The organism is Dactylosporangium sp. CS-047395 (genome assembly GCF_050942185.1).
Classification (GTDB): domain Bacteria; phylum Actinomycetota; class Actinomycetes; order Mycobacteriales; family Micromonosporaceae; genus Dactylosporangium.
On record NZ_CP192015.1, the window covers coordinates 7,345,491 to 7,363,521 of the forward strand.

The window sequence follows — 18,031 nt, forward strand, 5'->3', positions numbered from 1 at the left end:
TCAGCCGACCTCAACCGGCGCGGCGGGGGTCTTGCGCGCGCAGGCGGTACCGTCGAGGTTCTGAGCTGAAAGGCAGGGACGAGGCATGCGGGTCAGGCGGATCACGCCCAATCTTCCGGTCGCCGACGTCGAGGCGGCCAAGGGCTTCTACACCGACTTCATGGGCCTGGCCGATGAGGAGTTCAACCTGGGCTGGGTGGCCCGCTACACGTCGCCGGAGAACGGGGCGCACGTGCAGCTGGTCGCCCAGGACGCGACCGCGCGGCATTTTCCGGTGGTCTCCGTGCACGTGGACGACGTCGACGCCGCGTATGCCGAGGCGGTGGCGCGTGGGTACGACATCGTGCACCCGCTGACCACCGAGGAGTGGGGCGTGCGCCGGTTCTTCGTCCGCGCCCCCGACGGCAACGTCCTCAACGTGGTGGCGCACCGCGAGCAGGCGCGCTAGCCGAGGTAGAACGCGCGGCGGGCGGTGACGAACGACTCGATCGACATCGCGGGTGTGCCGGTGACCTTCTCCACGTCGTGGGTCAGGCGGTCGTAGCGGTTCTCCCGGTGCAACCGCGCCATCGTCGCCACGTGCTGCTCCGTGTGCGGCGGCAGGCCCGCCTTCGGCAGCACCTCCCGCACCCACCGGTCCAGCGGTACGTCCACATAGGACACCTCGCGGCCCAGGGCGAGCGAGTACTCCGCCGCGGCCTTGTGCATGTCGACGCTGTGCGGGCCGGTCAGTTCGTAGGTGTGGCCCACGTGCGGCGCGGGGTCGCGCAGGATCGTCGCGGCCACGCGGGCCACATCCGTGACCGCGATCGGCGACGTGTGGCCGGCGCCGAACGGAAGCTCCAAGGTGCCCCGCGCCCGGATCGAGGCCGCGGCCAAGGTGGTGAACAGCGGGTTGTCCAGAAACGCCGTGGGCCGCAGGTGTACCGCCGGCAGGCCCGACCAGTCGAAGACGCGCTCGGCCAGGTAGTGCAGGCGCTGCTGGTCCGACTCGCCGACGCTGGTCGGGGTCATCTGGGAGACGGTCATCTGGGACAGGTCGACCAGGGCGTCCAAACCACCGCGGCTGCGGGCCACGTCCGCCACGACCGCCGCGGCCAGGAGGTGGTCGGGTGAGACGGGCATCGTGAAGAGCATGGTGTCGACGCCGTCCAGGGCGGCCGCCACCGTTTCCGGGCGGGTCAGGTCGCCGACGACCAGTTCGGCGCCCGCGGCGTCGAAGTCCGGGTCGGGGCGGTGCAGCATGCCGCGCACCGGCACGTCCGCGGCGCGCAAGTCGTGCAGCACCGCGCGCCCGACGTCGCCCAGGCCGGCGACCAGAACCAGCACCACACTGCGGCGCTACCCGCGCGGAACGGCAACAAACCAGGGGGTCAGCGCGCCGGGTCCCAGCCGTCCGGGCCGGACAGGTATGCGGCGATCGTCCGGGTGGCGGCTTGCGAGGCGGTCAGCTGCGGGCGGTCGGCCGTCACGGCGGCGCCGGGGCCGCGGTTGTGGAACTCGGCGTAGCGGGCCTCGCGCCACGGCCAGGTGCCGAAGTCCGACCACGGGGTGGGCCCGATGTGGGCGCCGAGGACCGAGTCGCGGATGGTGACCTCGGCGACCGCGGCCGGGTCGTTGCTCGGGTGCCAGGGGCGGCCCAGGAAGACCGTGCCGGGCGGGGCGTCGGAGGTCAGGCGGCACTCGCTGAGCAGGAAGCCGTACGGGTTGGACAGCGACGTGCTCGCCGCCGTCACGTAGCCGTTGTTCGTGGTCGAGCCGCGGGTCAGGGAGTGGATGGTGCAGCGGTCGAGCACGGCGGTGGCGCGGCCGAAGATGAAGTCGACGTCGCCCTCGATGTGGCACTTGCGCAGGTACACGCGGCTGATGGTGGTGGCGTCGGGGCTGTTGAGGTACAGCGTGTCCTGGTTGCCGAGGAAGCGGCAGTTGTCGAAGACGATCCGGTCGGCGCGGGTCAGCACGGCGACGGCCTGGCGGTTGGTGATCTCCGGGTGCGCCGCCTCGTCGAAGGTGTTGGCGAAGGTCAGGTTGCGGGCGCTGAAGTCGCTGCCGGAGATGGTGACCGACGCGCTGCCCGAGGTGCCCCAGGGGGTGCCGTCCGGCTTCAGGGTGCCGTTGGCGCGGTCGTCGCTGATGACCACGGCCGACGGGTCCGGGCCCTGGCCGCGGAAGACGATGAAGGGCTTGTCGGAAGGGATCACAACCTGTCCCTTGTACTCCCCGGGCTGGATCTTCAGCGTGAACGGGCCCGCGTTGCCGGAGGGCACCAGGTCGACGGCGGCCTGCAGGCTCGACACGTCGCCGCTGCCGTCGGCGGCGACGGTCAGGTAAGGGCCGGGCCAGGCGCTCGCCGGCCGTGCGGTGGCGCTCGCCACGCCGGCCAGCGCGCAGGCGAACAGGACGGATCTGCGGCGCATGAGACCTCCCCAGGAATGCGCTTTCCTCAGGGACACGGTAGGACCGGTCAGCGAGCTCGGTCAATGGAATCGAGTTGCAGGCCGTGTGCAGGATTTCAGGCGGCGCCGGGGCCGATCAGCGTCTCGATGTACGCGCCGATCCGCGCCACGGCCGCCGGGTCCGGGTCGACGAACTGCACGCCGAGCTCGTCGCCCTCCTCGGCCTCGATGTGCCGGACCGCCCGGCCGCGCAGCCGCACGTCGTCCGGGCCGAGGTGCAGGCTCAGCCCCAGCTCGGCGCCGACCGGCGGGCGCAGGCCGTCCTGGAAGCCGCAGCGCAGCCCGCTCACGGACAGGTCGAGCAGGTCGCCCTCGATCCGCCGGCCGAGGTACTCCACCGCGAGCTTGCCCTCCACCGCCGCCCGGCTGTGCCCGCGCCGTTCGAGCCGGTCGGTGACCTGGGCCAGGGTCTCGATGCGGGCGATCGCCTCGCGGACGCTGCCGACGAGCGCCTCGACGGAGGCGCGTTGCCGTACCGCCACATCGCTGAGCGTCGCGGTGACGTCCCCGACCGCGTTGACACCCTGGCTCATGTCCGTGATCACGCCGGACATGGCGTTGGTGTTGGCCCCGAGCGCGGAGACGGTCTCGGTGATCTCGGTGGTGGAGTCCTTGGTCTTCGAGGCCAGGTTCTTCACCTCGCCGGCCACGACGCTGAACCCGCGCCCGGCCTCCCCGGCCCGCGCCGCCTCGATCGTGGCGTTCAGCGCGAGCAGGTTCGTCTGCCCGGCCACCCCGGCGATCAGGTTGGCGATCCCGTCGACCCGGCCGAGGCTGGTCGTGACCGCGTCGATGACCCCGCCGGCGTCGGCCGCGCGCTCGACCACGCCGCGGGTGACCCGGTCGGCCGCGGCCGCCTGGCGCTCGATCGCGTCGGCCGCGCCCATCACCTCGTCGGCCTGGAGCATGACGTTGCGCAGCTCGCTCAGCACGGCCCCGGAGGTGTCGTCGATGACCTCCCCGGCCCGCCGCCGGACCGTCTGCTCGGCCAGCTGCTGCCGCACGTTCGTGGTCATCAGCTGGGCCTCCTTCGCGGTCCGCTCGTGCTGCAGCCTGATCTCCTGCTCGTGCATCGCGTCGAGCATGGCGTCGATGGCCCGGCCCAGCTCGGCGATGTCGTCGTGGCCGGCGGGCCGCACCCGCAGCGCCCGGTCGCCCGAGCTGATGATCTCTTCTGTGGTACGCCGCAGCGGCCCGACCCGGCGCCGCAGCGAGACCCGCAGCAGCCACAACACGACCACCACGAGCACCAGGGTGCACACGGCCACGAACGCGAACAGCTTCACCGCGGTGCTGCTGGCCGCGGCGTGGATCGGCCGGGCGGCGACCACCTCGAGCACGACCTGGCCGCCGTTGACGGTGGCGATCGTGGCGTCCATCGCGATGTGCCGGGCTCCGGTGACGGCGGTGGCGATCGCGACGGTACCGAGCTGACTCTCCCGCTGCGGCTGGGCCTCGGCGCCCTCGCGCGCCCCGCTCGCCAGCGCCAGCGGCAGGTCGATCGCGGTGGCCAGGCGGGCGACCCGGTCCGCGTCCAGGCGCTTGAGCATGATCATGCCGCCGGCCGGAAGCCCCTCGCCGGTGTTGGGGTAGATCCCGACCCCGCAGAACAGGTACGGCGCATCGGCCGACACGATCCCGCACGTCGCGTCGCCCGCCTTGCCGGCCGGGTCGAACAGCCGCTTGAGCACGGAGGCGTCGCGCAGCTGGGCCGGCGGCTCGCCGTACGCGTCGGCGCCGCTGGTCATCCCGCCCGCCCGCAGCGAGCCGTCGGTGCCGATGCCGAGCAGCCCGTCCAGGTCGTTGACCTGCTGCTGGGCCCCGGGCGGCAGGTCGATGACCCAGCCGTCGGCGTCGGCGACCTGCACGTCGTGGAACAGGTTGTCCCAGCTCGCGTTGGTGACGCCGAAGGCGCGCAGCAGCTGGGCCTGGCTGTCCAGGGCGATCCGGATCCGGTCCGCGTCCTGGGCCACCTGCCGGGCCTCGAGCCGCTCGAACGCCCCGGTGGTGATCAGCTGCATCACCAGGAACGCCCCGATCAACCCGGCGAGCGCGCCGGCGACCGGCAGCAGGCGGCGTGTCGTCAGCCGCCGTCCGTCGAGACCCACGCAGTGCTGTTCGGCACCGCATAGCCGGACCTGAGATCAGCCCGACCTGAGATCACTCGCCGGCCGGCACCGCGTTCGTCCAGCCGCCCTCCACGATCCCGGCGCCGTCGCTCCACACGCCCCAGTCCACGATCTCCGGCTCGCGGACCATGGTCGGGCGTCCCGTGCGTACCGCCGGATCGATCTCGGCATCGGACATGCTCACCCCGTGCAGCCGGCGCGGGTCGGGCCAGGTGGTGACCGTGGACCAGATCAGCTCGGTGGCCTCGCCGCGGGTCAGCCGGTGCTTGACCACGAGGTGCCGCTCCACGCCGAACTCGCCGGCCAGGAACCGCTCGCGGGCCGCGGGCAGGCCGGCCCGGGCGGTGGCCACCGCCTCGTCCCCCTCCGTGCCCGGCTGCACCCCGAACACCTCGGCCGGCACCCGGGCCAGGAACTCCGTGACCGAGTAGGCGAACCCCTCCGGCGGCACGACGGTGAGCAGCACGTCCTGCTCGGGCGACCCGGGGTCGTCACGGTCGAGCCGCAGCCGCACGACGGCGGCGCGGGCCTGCGCGCCGGGGCCGGGCGCGTTGCCGTAGGCGAGGGTGGCGTCGGCGGCGGTGACGGTCAGCTCGTCCGGGACACGCACGAACGCCGCCCCGGCCGCCCGGTCGACCGCCTGCGCCCAGCGCACCACCAGCGCGCGGGCGATCCCGGTGAGCGCACTCGTCCAGGCCCGGCCGAGGGCGGGCGGCACGTCGAGCAGCTGCAGCTCCGGCAGCCCGAACCGGCCCAGCCCGCGCGTGATCATCGTCAGGCCCTGGTCGCCCTCGAACTGCGGCACGAGGACCCAGGCGCTCAGCGCGGACGTGCCGTCGGGGCCCGGCAGCCCGGCGAGGGCGGCGGCCGGGTCCAGGATCTGCGGGGTGTACAGGTCGACGAGCGTGCCGCCGGTGTCGGCGGCGATCCCGGCCGCGACCGCGCGGGCGTGCCACTCGTGGGCGGGCGGCCAGCCGGGCCCGAACGCGGCCTGGACGAGGACGAGGTGGGTGGCGGCGACCACGGCCCGCAGCGCTTCCGGCGGCCCGCCGAACATGCGCAGGTGCTCGACCGGCAGCGGCGGCGCCGCGGCCACCGGCACGACGCTCACCTGCATCAGCGGGCCGTCGAGCATCCGGCGGACGGCCTCGCCGAGCGGGCCCTCGATCCGGGCGGCGGCCGCGCTCGCCGCCGCGGCCGGGTCGGCGGGCGGCCGGTCGGTCGCCACGACGTAGGTGGCCACCACGGTCTCGGGCACGCTGAGCACCATCTCCACGGGCGTCATCCTGACGCACCGCGGGCGGGCCGTCGATCGGGCTCGCCGTGGCGTACCGTCGCGTCGTGTTCCTGATCAGTGACAACACGGCCGGCGTGCACCCCGACGTGCTCGCCGCGATCGCCGAGGCCAACGCCGGGCACGTGCCGTCCTACGGGCTCGACCCGGTCACCGCGTGGGCCGAGGCGCTGTTCCGCGAGCACTTCGGCGAGCGGGCGGCGACGGTCCTGGCGGTCACCGGCACCGCGGCGAACGTGATCGCGCTGGCCGCGCTGGTCCGCCCGTACGAGACGGTGCTCGCCGCCGCCACCGCCCACATCGTGTCCGACGAGTGCGCCGCCCCGGAGCGGTTCCTCGGCGGGCGGCTCACCACCGTGCCCACCCCGGACGGCAAGCTCACGCCGGAGCAGGTGGCGGCGTTCGCGGCGTTCGGCGACCCGCCGCACTCCCCGCTGCCCCGGGCGGTGTCCGTCGCCCAGCCCACCGAGCTCGGCACCCTGTACTCGGTGGCCGAGATCCGCGCGCTGGCCGACGCCGCGCACGCGCACGGGCTGCGGCTGCACGTCGACGGGGCCCGGCTGGCCAACGCGGCCGCCGCGCTCGGCACCGGCCTGGCCGAGGCGGCCGGGGACGCCGACGTGATCTCCTTCGGCGGCACCAAGAACGGGGCGCTGGCCGCCGACGCGGTGGTCTTCCTCGATCCGGACCTCGCCGGGCCGCGCAAGCTGCTGCAGAAGCAGGCCATGCAGCTGCTGAGCAAGGGCCGGTTCACGGCGGCGCAGTTCGTGGCGCTGCTGGACGGGGATTTGTGGCGTACCAATGCGGCCCATGCGAACGCGATGGCGAACCGGATCGCCGGCGCGATCGAGGCGGTGCCCGGCGCCGGGATCGCCCTGCCGGTGCAGACGAACGCGGTGTTCGCCACGCTGCCGCCGCACGACGACCCGCGGCTCGCCCGATTCGGGGCCGGATCGCCGCCAAGGCGCTACATGTCGGCCTTTGACACGACCGAAGCGGATATCGCGGCATTCTCCGCCGCCCTTTCCGCGGCGTTCATCCGTTGATCGTCCGACTCGGACGTGCGGCCGATGCCCGGCGGCGAACTGCCTCCATACATTGAGCCGGTGACCTCCGCGGGGCACCGGCTCGGCATCGACATCGGGACCGCCACGACCGTCGCGGCCCTGGCCGGGCCCGACGGCAACGTCCGCACGTTCCGGCTCGACTCCGACCTGCCCGCGGCCGGCCCGGTCGAGCCCGAGCCGGTCGCCGCGCTGCTGACCCGGGTCGTCGGGTCGGTCTCCCCCGGCTACGACGGCCCGCTGACCCTGACCCACCCGGGCGCGTGGCGCCCCAGCCGCCGCCGGGTCCTGGCCGACGGGGCGCGCCTGGCCGGCCTCGGCGAGCCCGAGCTCGTGCCGGAGCCGATCGCCGCCGCCCGGTACTGCACCGCGATCCTCGGCCACCGCGTCCCCGACGGCGGCTGTCTCGTCGTCTACGACCTCGGCGCCGGCACGTTCGACGTCACCGTGGTCCGCCAGGCCGCCGACGGGTTCACCGTCGCCGCCGCGGGCGGGCTGCTCGACGCGGGCGGCCTCGACCTCGACGCGGCCGTGGTCCGGCTGGCCCGCACCCGCACCGGCCCGGTCGAGGCCTGGGAGCGGCTGGACCGCCCACGCATCCCGGAGGAGGCGGCGGCCCGGCTGCGGCTGTGGCACGAGGCCCGGGTGGCCCGCGAACTGCTCAGCGACTCGCCGACGGCCGAGTTGTACATCCCGTTCGCCGGCCCCGTCACGCTGCACCGCGACGAGTTCGAGGTGGCCGCGGCGCCGCTTGTCGACCGTACCGTCGAATGCACCTTGGCGGTGCTGCGTGAGGCCTTCGTGTCCCCGCAGGAGGTGGCCGGGGTGTTCCTGGCCGGCGGCGTGACCCGCATGCCGCTCGTGGCCGGGATGCTGTATCGGGCGCTGCGCCTCGAACCGCTCACCGCCGAGCACCCCGACGTCGCCGTCGCGTGCGGCGCCGTGCGCCCGGTGACCCGCCCCGGCCCGGCCCTCGCCCCGCCGACCGCCGCCCGCCCGCGGCTCAAGCCCGCGCTGCTGCGCACGTTCTCCCCCGGCGGCATCGTGCGCGGCGCCTCCCCGGTCAACGCGATCGCCGTGAGCCCCGACGGCCGGCTGCTCGCCGCGGGCAGCGACGACCGCAAGGTCCGGGTCTGGGACCTCAGCACCGGCCAGGTCCGGCACACCCTGACCGACCACGACGGCCCGGTCCGCGCGGTCGCCTTCTCCCCCGACGGCACCCTGCTCGCCTCGGGCGGCGCCCACCCCCGCAAGCCCGCCCGCGCGGTGCGGGTCTGGCACACCAACGAGGGCCGCCGCCGCAACGTCTTCGACGCCGACGCGGGCGGCCCGTCCGCGCTCGCCTTCCACCCGGCCGGCCGCGTCCTGGCCGCCGCCGGCCTCGACGGCGTGCTGCGCCTCTTCGACCTCATCGACGGCCGCGTCTCCCTGGTCGGCGAGGGCCCGGCGCTGCACGCGGTCGCCTTCAGCCGCGACGGCGCCGCCCTGGCCACCGGCGACGACGGCGGCCGGGTCATGCTGCAGCACCAGTCCGTCACACCCCTGCGCGGCCACCGGGGCGCGGTCCTCGGCGTCGCGTTCACGGGCACGCTTCTGGCAAGTGCGGGCGCCGACGGTACCGTCCGGCTCTGGGACGGCGCCGCCGGCCTCGTCCTCGCGGGCCACACCGAGCCGGTCACCTCGGTGACCTTCGACCCCGCGGGCACGCTGCTGGCCAGCGCGGGGCTTGACTCGACGATCCGGCTCTGGGACGCGGCGATCGGCGCGCACCTGCACACCCTGGACGGCCACGACGGGGCGGTGCACGCGCTCGCCTTCACCCCGGACGGCGGAATCCTCACCTCGGCGGGCGCGGACGGGGCGGTCCGGCTCTGGAACCTCGCCGTCCGCCCGTGACACCGACTCCCGCGCCCACGCCCGCCCGCAGTCACGTCCGACGGCGTCCGCCAGCCTGACCCCACCGCCCGCCCGTGTCCGTCGGTGGGTTCTTTCCGGCCCGCCGCCCCGGAAGTTCACCGCGCGCACGTCTGCCGGCCGGAAAACAACCATGATCTTGTATTTGTCGATATACACGATGTGGCGTCATCCCTGCCCATGAAGGGGGAATCCGCACATGTCGATCCGTCGGGTGGTGCTCGCGCTGGCGACCACCGCCCTCGTCGCCACCGGCGTCACCGCCGCGGCGTCGCAGGCCGAGGCCGCCACGAGCGTCCCGCGCTTCGACCACATCGTCCTGGTGATGTTCGAGAACAAGGCGTACTCCCAGATCAGCGGCTCCAGCTCCGCCCCGTACTTCAACTCCCTGGCCGGCCAGGGTGCGAAGTTCACCAAGTCGTACGCGATCACGCACCCGAGCCAGCCGAACTACATCGCGCTGTTCTCGGGCTCCACCCAGGGCGTGAGCAACGACGACTGCCCGAAGAACTTCACCGGCACCAACCTGCAGTCCCAGCTGTCGGGCGCCGGACTGTCGTTCAAGGGCTACTCGGAGTCGATGCCGTCCAACGGGTACACCGGCTGCTCGAGCGGCACCTACCAGCGCAAGCACAACAGCTGGGTGGACTTCTCCAGCGTGCCCGCGGCGTCGAACCTGACGTACGCGAGCTTCCCGTCGTCGTCGAACTACGCCTCGCTGCCGACGGTCGCCTTCGTCACGCCGAACATGTGCAACGACATGCACGACTGCTCGGTGGGCACCGGCGACACCTGGCTCAAGAGCAAGCTCGACGCGTACGCGCAGTGGGCCAAGACGCACAACAGCCTGCTGATCGTCACGTTCGACGAGGACAACCGCCTCGCCCTGAACCAGATCTTCACGGTCTTCGTCGGCGCGCACGTCAAGACCGGCTCGTACAGCGAGAAGATCAACCACTACAACGTCCTGCGCACGATCGAAGGCGCGTACGGCCTCCCCGGCATCAACGGTGCGGCCTCCCTCTCCCCGATCACGGACGTCTGGAACTGACCCACCGCGGGCGCCCCGCTCCCTCGGGGCGCCCGCACCCGCACTTCTTCTCCATGTGAGGCCAGCGTGTACTTGTCCACAGTGGACAAACCGGCGACCACCCCGGCGGCGGGTTCCCGGAGGTCCCGCATCGCCGTCACGGTGCTCGCCCTCGGCACGGTGAGCCTGATCACCGACGTCTCCTCGGAGATGGTGACCGCGATCCTCCCGCTGTACCTCATGCTGGGCCTGCACCTCGGCCCGCTCGGCTACGGCGTGGTCGACGGCCTGTACACCGGCGCGACCGCCCTGCTGCGCGTGGCCGGCGGCTACCTCGCCGACCGCATCCGCCGCCGCAAGGTCGTCGCCCTGGCCGGCTACGGCATCTCGGCCGTGGCCAAGCTGGGCCTGCTCGCCGCGGGCTCCTCGGTCCCGCTGCTCAGCGCCGTGATCGTCGCCGACCGCGCGGGCAAGGGCCTGCGCACCGCCCCGCGCGACGCGCTCATCACCCTGTCCACCCCACCGGACCGCCTGGGCCGCGCCTTCGGCGTCCACCGCGCGATGGACAGCGTCGGCGCGTTCCTGGGCCCGCTGGTCGCGGTGGCGGTGCTGGGCGCGTCGGCCCAGTCCTTCGACGCGGTCTTCGTCACGAGCTTCTGCGTGGCCGCCCTGGGCGTCTTCGTCCTGGCCACGTTCGTCCCCGACCACCGCGGCCCGGCGTGGCTCGCTCCTTCGCCCGCCTTGCTCTCTCCCCCCGACCCACCCGCCGCCTCCACCTCCAACGATCAGACGCACAAGCCCATCCCGGCCACCGCGCACGCAGCAACCAGCGCGAACCGAGCCACGGCCACCGCCGCGGACCGGCACGAGGCAGCCACCACGAGCCGAACCGCAGCTACCGCCACGGGACAGCACGTGGCAGCCGCCGCGAGCCGCCGGGCCACGGTCACCGCGCCGCCGTCGACCGCTGCCGCCGGACACGCGCCCTTCGACGGGTCGCCGACGTGCGCCGCGGGGTCGCACGCCGCCGGTCACGCCGAGCACGCGGGCGCCTGCCTGTTCGCCGCTCCGCCGTCACCGCCGTCACCGCCGCCGTCCGACGCCGTCGTGGGACCGCGCGACGGCGGCCCGCCGCGGGCTGTCGCCGAAGGCGGGCGCACACCGGACGGCGAGAAAAACCTCGGCGGCGCGACGAGCAACGGCGCGACAGACAACCGCGCAACAGACAACCGCGCGGCGGGCAAAGACGCGGCGGGCAAGGGCGCGGCGGGCAAGGGCGCGAAGGGCGTGTCCGTGCGGGCCGCGGCGGCCTTGTTACGGCGCAAGGACTTCCGGCTCGTTGTGCTGGCCGCGACGGTCATGGGACTGGCCACGATCGGCGACGGGTTCGTGTACCTGGTGCTGCAGCGCCAGCATGACCTCGCCGCCGGGTGGTTTCCGTTGCTCGCGGTCGGGACGAATCTGGCCTATCTCCTCCTTGCCGTGCCGTTGGGGCACCTCGCGGATCGGGTCGGGCGGGCGAAGGTGTATCTCGGCGGGTTCTCGGCCCTGGTTGCCGTTTACCTGCTGCTCGGCGCCGGGCTCGGTGGGGCGGCCGCGTTGTGGGTCACGGTGGGGCTGTACGGGACGTTCTATGCGGCGACCGACGGGGTGTTGATGGCCGTTGCCGGGCCGTTGCTGCCCGCGGCGTTGAAGACCACCGGGATCGCGCTGGTGCAGAGTGGGCAATCGCTGGCATACCTCGGCTCCTCGGTGCTCTTCGGGCTGGCCTGGCAACTCTGGGGGCCCGGGCCGGCGCTCCTCGCCGCCGCCGTCGTTGCCGTCGCCGCCCTCCTTCTCGTTGCCTCCATTCTCCTCAGGGGTACGACAAAACATGCGTAAAATCTTGTCCACGTCGATCTTTGCCGTCGTGCTCGCCGTCGGGGCCGGCGTCTACATCTACGAGGCCGCCCATCGCAACGATGCCGAGGCGGCGGCGGCTGAGCGGGTTGACATCAGTACTCCGGGGCAGATCCTGGTGCGTAGCACGGCCGACGGGTCGATGGGCCAGGTCGCGCTCGTGGACCCCGGCACCGGGCAGCGCAAAGTGTCCGCGGTCAGCTGCAACCGGGTGTACGCCGCCGCCGGGACGGCGATCTGCCTGCGGCCGGACGGGCCGCTCAGCACGTACCAGATCGCGATTTTGGACCGGAATCTCAACGAGCGCGACGCCTATCCGATGGTCGGGGTGCCGAACCGGGCGCGCGTCTCCGCCGACGGGCGGGTCGTGACGTGGACGGCGTTCGTGACCGGGGACTCGTACAACGGCGGGCAGTTCTCCACGCGCGTCGGGGTGCTCGACGCCGCCTCGGGGGACGTGCTCGCCGACACGCTGGAGACGTATGCGCTCACCCGGGACGGTAAGCCGTACCAGGCGGCCGACGTCAACTACTGGGGCGTCACCGTGGCCGCGGACGACCGCACGTTCTACGCCACCATGTCGACCGCCGGGCACCGGTACCTCGTGCAGGGCGACTTCACCGCCCGCACGGTGCGCACCCTCGCGGAGAACGTCGAGTGCCCGTCGCTGTCGCCGGACGGGACGCGGATCGCGTTCAAGCAGGCGGTGGACGGCGACCCGGTGAAGGGCTGGCGGCCGGCCGTGCTCGACCTGGCCACGCTGCGCCCGACGGTGCTGGCCGAGACGCGGTCCGTCGACGACCAGATCGCCTGGCTCGACGACCGGACCGTCATGTACGCGCTGCCGCGGGACAAGGACCACGCCGACGTGTGGCGGGCGAACGCGGACGGGAGCGGATCGACGAGTGTGCTCGTGGCGGACGCCGAATCGCCCGCCGCGATCCGGTGACAAACCGACCTACCAGAGAGTAACTTGACCGGATGCGAACGCTGGCGCTGCTCATCGCGGCCGTGGGGATCCTGTTCGAGGGGCTCTTCATCGGGGTGACGCTGTTCGCGCTCGGCGGGGTGATCGACGCCTATTCGATGTCGCTGGGCGGCGCCGATCCGTCCATGGCGCAGGTCGCTCTCAAGATCCTCGGTGTGGTACTCGCCGTGCTCCTGGTCGTCCTCGCCGCCGGTCTCGCTGCGGCGGCCGCCCGCGACCGCCACGCCCGGCGGATGGCCTTCATCGCCATGGTCTTCCAGTGCCTGGTCGTCGTGATCGCCGGACTGGCGCTGGGCTGGGCCGTGTTCGCGGGCACCCTGCTGGTGCTGGGGACCCTGATGTACGCGCTCCTGGACGACACCCAGCAGACCGCTACCCGCTGACGACCGGGGCCGCCGGGCAGGTGGCATGCTTGCCCGGTGCGGATCACCACCCTGGGCGAGCTGGCCCTCGACGGCCGTCCGGTGCGCGGTGAGCGGCTCGCCGCCGTCGTGCTGGCCCTCGTCGACGCCCGCGGCCGCACCGTCACCCCGGCCGCGCTGGCCGAGGCGGTGTGGGGCGGCGCTCCCCCGGAGGACGCGGCCGGCGCCGTCCACGCGCTGATCGCCCGCGCCCGCAAGCTCGGCCTGCCGGTGGCCGCGGTGCCGGGCGGCTACAAGGTGGCCGCCGGGGACGTGGAGCCGGATACGGTACTGGCCCGCGCCCGCCTCGAAGCCGCCCGCCGCGACCGCGACCCCGCGGCCGCCGCCGAGGCCCGCGAGCTGTTCCCCAAGTCCCCCGACCTCGGCGACGACGCCACCGCCACGCTGTTCGCCGACGTCACCGCCGCGCGGGCCGAGACCGGCGCCGGCATCGAGGACCTCGAAGCCGACCTGCGGGCCCTGGTCGAGCGCGTCCCGCCGCACGAGCCCTCCGCCGCGCTGCTGATGCGGCTGCTCGCCGCGGGCGGACGGCCGGCGGAGGCCCTCGCGGTGGCCGAGCGGCTGCGGGAGACGCTGGCCGAGCAGTACGGCACGGATCCCTCCCCGGTCGTCGCCGATGCGCACCTGGCGGTCCTGCGCGGCGAGCTGACACCGGAGCCGAGCAAGCCGAGGCGCAGGAAGCCGCTGCCGGCGGCGTGGCGGCGGGCCACCACCGCGATGCTCGGCCGGGACCGCGACCTGGCCACCATCCAGCGGGCCCTCGCCGAGGGACCGCTGGTCACCGTGGTGGCCGTCGGCGGGGCCGGCAAGACCCGGATCGCGGCCGAGGTCGCCCGGCGGGCCGCCGACACCGGCACCTCGGTGCACGTCGTCGAGCTGGCCGGGGTGCGCACCGACGCCGAGGTGCTCCCCGCCGTCCTCGCCGTGACCGACCCGGCGCTCGGCGCCGAGCTGCCGACGACGGCCGAGCGCCTGGCCGAGCTGTCCGGGCTGCTGGTGCTCGACAACTGCGAGCACGTCCTCGCCGGGGCCGCGCAGGCCGTCGCCGAAGTGCTCGAGGCCGCGCCCGACGTCGCCGTGCTGGCCACCAGCCGCGCCCCGCTCGGCGTGTACGGCGAGCTCGTCCACCGCCTCCCCACGCTCGACGACGACGCCGCGGTCGACCTGCTCACCACGCGTACCCAGGCCGGCGGTGCGGTGCTCAGCGGCGAGCCGGCGATCCTGCGCGAGCTCTGCGGACGGCTCGACAACCTGCCGCTCGCGCTGGAGCTGGCCGCGGCCCGGCTGCGGCACATGCCGATCGAGGACGTCCTGGCCGGCCTGGACGACCGGTTCGGGCTGCTCGACGACGCCCTGCGCGGCCTGCCCGACCGGCACGCCAGCCTGTGGGCGATGGTCGACTGGTCCCGCGAGCTGCTCGGGCCGCGGGAGCGCGAGCTGCTCGAACGCCTCGCGGTGATCCCGGCCCCGTTCACCCGGGACGTCGCCGCAGCGGTGTCCGGGCAGGCCGCGGCCGGGCTCGCGGTGCGCCTGGCCGCGCTGGTCGAGCAGTCGCTGCTGGTGCTGGAGGACGGCCACCGGTACCGGATGCTGGAGACGGTCCGCGAGTACGGCGAGGCGCGGCTGGCGGCCTCCGGCGGGCGGGACGCGGCGATGGACGGGCTCGTGGCCTGGGCCCGGGACGAGGCGGTGCGGCTGCACGGCGCGTTCATCGGACCCGGGCAGCTGGCCGCGTTCGCGCGCTGCGGCGCCGAGCAGGACAACCTGGTGGCGGCGCTGCGCCGGGCGACCGGGCGGGACGACGCGGCGGCGGTCGACATCGCGGTGCCGCTGTTCCACCTGTGGACCGTGCGCGGCCTGCACGCCGAGGCGACCCCGTGGACGGCGGCGCTGCTGCACGCCGACGACCCGGTGGCCCGGCGGGAGGGCCGGCTGGTGCACGCGGCCGACCCCGACCGGCTCACCTGGCTGTGCCTGCTGGCCGGGATCAACGCGTTCGCGGTCGACGCGCACCGGGTGTTCGTCGTGGCCAAGCGGACCCTCGCCCGCATCGGCGCGGCCGGGCTGGGCGGCCGGGTCTCACCGCGCGCGGCGGCGCTGGCGATCATGCTGCCCACGCTGGGCCGGGACGACATGGACGCGACCCTGGCCGCGGCCGAGGCGCTCATCGCCGAGCCGGACCCGTACGCGCAGGGCTTCGGCCTGTTCCTGCGCGGCGTGATCAAGGAGAACCGGGGCGAGATCCTGATGCCGGACGAGCGCACCGCCGACGCCGAGCGGGCGCACCGGGCCTTCGAGGCGGCCGGGGACCACTGGGGCATGGGCATGGCGGCCCAGATGATCGGTTCCCAGGGCGGCCCGGACAGCGCCGAGTGGCTGCGCCGCGGGGCCGGGCACATGGAGCTGCTCGGCGCGGCCGACGACGCGGGCTCGATCCGGGTGCTCCTCGACGCCCAGCTGGCCCAGGGCGGCGACGACGCGGCGGCCGAGCGGCTGGCCGAGGTGGCCCGCGCGCAGCCGCCGACCCCCGGCACCGGGATGCAGGTCATGGACCCCGCCCAGGCCAACCTCGGGCTCGCTCAGTACGCCTGGATGCGCGGCCGGGCCGAGGACGCGGTCGGCTACGCCGAGCGGGCGGCCGCGCTCGCCGACGCCATCGACCTTCCGGTGCCGCAGGCCCGGGTGGCGTTCAACGTCGCCGCCGCCGCGTTCACGCTGCGGGCGCGGGGCCGGGCCGGGGCCGCGCACGCCGCGCGCTACCTCGACGGCACCCACGCCGACGCCCTCAACAACCAGGACGTGCCGTCGATGGGCGTGTGGGCGCTGGGGGCCGCCGCCCTCGCGGCGCACCTGGGCGACGCGGACGGGGCGCGGGAGCTGTGGGCGCTGGGCCTGCGGTGCTCGGCGTACCCGGCCCAGCTGTTCGAGGTCGGCGGGGATGCGGTGCTGGACCGGGCACTGGGCCGTACACCCGAAGCGCCCTTGGGACCGGAACCCGGCGAATGGCGGAAGCGGCCGATGACCGAGGTCAACGACCGCATCCGCGCACTGTCCGGCGGGCATCTTCAGACCTTGCGGCGGTAGGCCCGCAGCGCCAGCGGCATGAAGATCGCGACGAGCGCCGCCGACCAGCCCAGCGTCCACCACACGTGCACCCCGTAGCCGGGGGTGCCCAGGAACAGCCCGCGCATCGCCTCGACCAGGTGGGTGAGCGGGTTGTTGCGCACGAAGCCCTGCATCCAGCTCGGCAGCGTCGCGGTGCCGACGAACACGTTGGAGGCGAAGGTCAGCGGCAGCACGATGAGGAAGCAGATGCCCTGCACGGCGCCGGAGGTGCGGGCGAGCATGCCGATGAGCACCGGCGCCCAGGACAGCGACAGGCCGAACACCACCGCGAGCAGCGCGCCGGCGACCGCGTGCAGCGGGTCGGAGCCGATCCGGAAGCCCAGGATGTAGGCGAACGTGAAGGTCGAGATCGTCACCAGGACGTAGCGCACCACGTCGCCGAGCACCGCCCCGATCAGGGGTGCGGCCCTGGGGATGGGCAGCGACCGGAACCGGTCGAAGATGCCCTTCTCAATGTCGGTGTTGAGGTTCACCCCGATCGAGATGGCGCCCATCGCGATCGTCTGGGCGAGGATGCCCGGCATCACGTACTGCAGGTAGTCGTGGGTGGAGCCGGAGATCGCGCCGCCGAAGATGTACACGAAGATGATCATGAACAGGGCGGGCTGGATGGTGACGTCGATCAGCTGCTCGGGCGTGCGCATGGTCTTGATGAGGCTGCGCTTGGTGAGTTCCAGGGAGTGCCGGATCAGCTTGAACGGCTTCGGGGCGGGGCGGGCGACGGTGAGCGTGCCGGTGCTGGTGAGCGTGGTCATGCCGGGACCTCCACGGGCTTGGACGTGAGCGAGAAGAAGACCTCGTCGAGCGAGGGCAGGTGCAGGGAGAGTTCGGTGACGGCGATGCCCTCGGCGGTGAGCTTGGCGACGGCCTCGGCCATCGCGGCGTCGCCGCTGACGGGCACGGCCAGGACGCCGGCGCGGATCTGGTCGGCCGCCGCGCCGGAGGAGACCATGCTGAGGATCTCGGCGGCGCGGGGCAGGTCGCGCTCGTCGGACGGGCGGACCTCGAGGGTCTGGCCGCCGACGATCCGCTTGAGCCGCTCCGGGGTGTCGTTGGCGATGACCCGGCCGTGGTCGATGACCGTGATCTCGTCGGCCAGGGCCTCGGCCTCCTCCAGGTACTGCGTGGTCAGCAGCACCGTCGAGCCGTCCCGGACCAGCGTGCGGACCACGTCCCACATGCCCTCGCGCTTGGCCGGGTCGAGGCCGGTGGTCGGCTCGTCCAGGAAGATCACGTCCGGCCGGCCGACCAGGCTCGCGGCCAGGTCGAGGCGGCGGCGCATGCCCCCGGAGTAGGTCTTGGCCGGGCGGTCGGCCGCCTCGGTCAGGTCGAACCAGGCCAGCAGCTCGGCGGCCCGGGCCCGGGCGCCCTTGCGGCCCAGGTCGAGCAGGGTGCCGAAGAGCACCAGGTTCTGCCGGCCGGTGAGGTCCTCGTCGACCGAGGCGTACTGCCCGGTCAGCCCGATCGAGGCCCGCACCTTCTCGGCCTGGTGGACCACGTCGAACCCGGCGATGCGGGCGCTGCCGCCGTCGGGGCGGATCAGCGTGGACAGGATGCGCACGGCAGTGGTCTTGCCGGCGCCGTTGGGGCCGAGCACGCCGTGCACGGTCCCGCGCGGAATGACCAGGTCGACGCCCTGCAGGGCCTTCGTCTGGCCGAAGTGCTTGACGAGGCCCGTCGCCTCGACCATCACGTCGTTCGTCATGCCA

General features: G+C 73.9%; 14 protein-coding genes. 8 read left to right on the forward strand and 6 right to left on the reverse strand.

The annotated features are described in order from the left end of the window. Positions 1–85: 85 nt before the first annotated feature. Positions 86–448, forward strand: a complete 363-nt coding sequence (locus tag ACQP00_RS34615; RefSeq protein ID WP_433203700.1) for a VOC family protein — start codon at positions 86–88, stop codon at positions 446–448. Here the strand turns inward: ACQP00_RS34615 and ACQP00_RS34620 are convergent. From ACQP00_RS34620 to ACQP00_RS34635, 4 genes are all read right to left on the reverse strand, one after another. Beyond that, positions 445–1,332, reverse strand: a complete 888-nt coding sequence (locus ACQP00_RS34620; RefSeq protein ID WP_433203703.1) for an NAD(P)H-binding protein — start codon at positions 1,330–1,332, stop codon at positions 445–447. The genes ACQP00_RS34615 and ACQP00_RS34620 overlap by 4 nt on opposite strands. Positions 1,333–1,373: 41 nt before the next feature. Beyond that, on the reverse strand, positions 1,374–2,417 hold the full coding sequence (locus ACQP00_RS34625; RefSeq protein WP_433203706.1) for a pectinesterase family protein: 1,044 nt from the start codon (positions 2,415–2,417) through the stop codon (positions 1,374–1,376). Positions 2,418–2,512: 95 nt separating this feature from the next. Beyond that, the gene (locus ACQP00_RS34630) at positions 2,513–4,564 is read right to left on the reverse strand and encodes a methyl-accepting chemotaxis protein (RefSeq protein ID WP_433203709.1); all 2,052 of its coding nucleotides are present in this window, start codon (positions 4,562–4,564) and stop codon (positions 2,513–2,515) included. Between the two features lie 52 nt (positions 4,565–4,616). Next, entirely contained in the window at positions 4,617–5,870 is a 1,254-nt protein-coding gene (locus ACQP00_RS34635; protein WP_433203712.1) for a DUF2314 domain-containing protein, read from the reverse strand. Positions 5,871–5,926: 56 nt separating this feature from the next. Here ACQP00_RS34635 and ACQP00_RS34640 point away from each other — a divergent pair, with 56 nt between their 5' ends. The 7 genes from ACQP00_RS34640 (at position 5,927) to ACQP00_RS34670 (ending at position 16,280) form a co-directional block, all read left to right on the forward strand. Beyond that, positions 5,927–6,925, forward strand: coding sequence for a threonine aldolase family protein (locus tag ACQP00_RS34640; protein WP_433203715.1), 999 nt, complete (start codon positions 5,927–5,929; stop codon positions 6,923–6,925). Positions 6,926–6,985: 60 nt separating this feature from the next. Continuing rightward, positions 6,986–8,839 (forward strand): Hsp70 family protein, encoded by a 1,854-nt coding sequence (locus tag ACQP00_RS34645; protein ID WP_433203718.1) that lies wholly within the window; start codon positions 6,986–6,988, stop codon positions 8,837–8,839. A gap of 217 nt (positions 8,840–9,056) precedes the next feature. After that, positions 9,057–9,908: an alkaline phosphatase family protein gene (locus tag ACQP00_RS34650; RefSeq protein WP_433203721.1), complete on the forward strand. Its 852-nt coding sequence runs from the start codon at positions 9,057–9,059 to the stop codon at positions 9,906–9,908. 81 nt (positions 9,909–9,989) lie between these two features. Beyond that, positions 9,990–11,768, forward strand: coding sequence for an MFS transporter (locus ACQP00_RS34655; protein WP_433203724.1), 1,779 nt, complete (start codon positions 9,990–9,992; stop codon positions 11,766–11,768). Beyond that, entirely contained in the window at positions 11,761–12,735 is a 975-nt protein-coding gene (locus ACQP00_RS34660; protein WP_433203727.1) for a hypothetical protein, read from the forward strand. The genes ACQP00_RS34655 and ACQP00_RS34660 overlap by 8 nt, the downstream gene beginning before the upstream one ends. Positions 12,736–12,767: 32 nt before the next feature. Beyond that, a complete protein-coding gene (locus ACQP00_RS34665; RefSeq protein WP_433203729.1) occupies positions 12,768–13,157 on the forward strand; it encodes a hypothetical protein in 390 nt (129 codons plus the stop codon). A 36-nt stretch (positions 13,158–13,193) separates the two neighbouring features. Next, a complete protein-coding gene (locus tag ACQP00_RS34670; RefSeq protein WP_433203731.1) occupies positions 13,194–16,280 on the forward strand; it encodes a BTAD domain-containing putative transcriptional regulator in 3,087 nt (1,028 codons plus the stop codon). On the opposite strand, the gene ACQP00_RS34675 is transcribed toward ACQP00_RS34670, so the two are convergent. Together ACQP00_RS34675 and ACQP00_RS34680 are read right to left on the reverse strand one after the other, a co-directional pair. After that, positions 16,262–17,077: an ABC transporter permease gene (locus ACQP00_RS34675; protein WP_433203734.1), complete on the reverse strand. Its 816-nt coding sequence runs from the start codon at positions 17,075–17,077 to the stop codon at positions 16,262–16,264. The two genes, ACQP00_RS34670 and ACQP00_RS34675, sit on opposite strands and share 19 nt — an antisense overlap. After that, the gene (locus ACQP00_RS34680) at positions 17,074–18,027 is read right to left on the reverse strand and encodes an ATP-binding cassette domain-containing protein (RefSeq protein WP_433203738.1); all 954 of its coding nucleotides are present in this window, start codon (positions 18,025–18,027) and stop codon (positions 17,074–17,076) included. Before ACQP00_RS34680 ends, ACQP00_RS34675 begins: the two co-directional genes overlap by 4 nt. Positions 18,028–18,031: the final 4 nt, after the last annotated feature.

Bases quoted from the DNA above. Each gene is read 5' to 3' on its own strand.
- ACQP00_RS34615 (WP_433203700.1), top strand. From the start codon at position 86: ATGCGGGTCAGGCGGATCACGCCCAATCTTCCGGTCGCCGACGTCGAG.
- ACQP00_RS34625 (WP_433203706.1), bottom strand. From the start codon at position 2,417: ATGCGCCGCAGATCCGTCCTGTTCGCCTGCGCGCTGGCCGGCGTGGCG.
- ACQP00_RS34635 (WP_433203712.1), bottom strand. From the start codon at position 5,870: ATGACGCCCGTGGAGATGGTGCTCAGCGTGCCCGAGACCGTGGTGGCC.
- ACQP00_RS34650 (WP_433203721.1), top strand. From the start codon at position 9,057: ATGTCGATCCGTCGGGTGGTGCTCGCGCTGGCGACCACCGCCCTCGTC.
- ACQP00_RS34660 (WP_433203727.1), top strand. From the start codon at position 11,761: ATGCGTAAAATCTTGTCCACGTCGATCTTTGCCGTCGTGCTCGCCGTC.
- ACQP00_RS34665 (WP_433203729.1), top strand. From the start codon at position 12,768: ATGCGAACGCTGGCGCTGCTCATCGCGGCCGTGGGGATCCTGTTCGAG.
- ACQP00_RS34675 (WP_433203734.1), bottom strand. From the start codon at position 17,077: ATGACCACGCTCACCAGCACCGGCACGCTCACCGTCGCCCGCCCCGCC.
- ACQP00_RS34680 (WP_433203738.1), bottom strand. From the start codon at position 18,027: ATGACGAACGACGTGATGGTCGAGGCGACGGGCCTCGTCAAGCACTTC.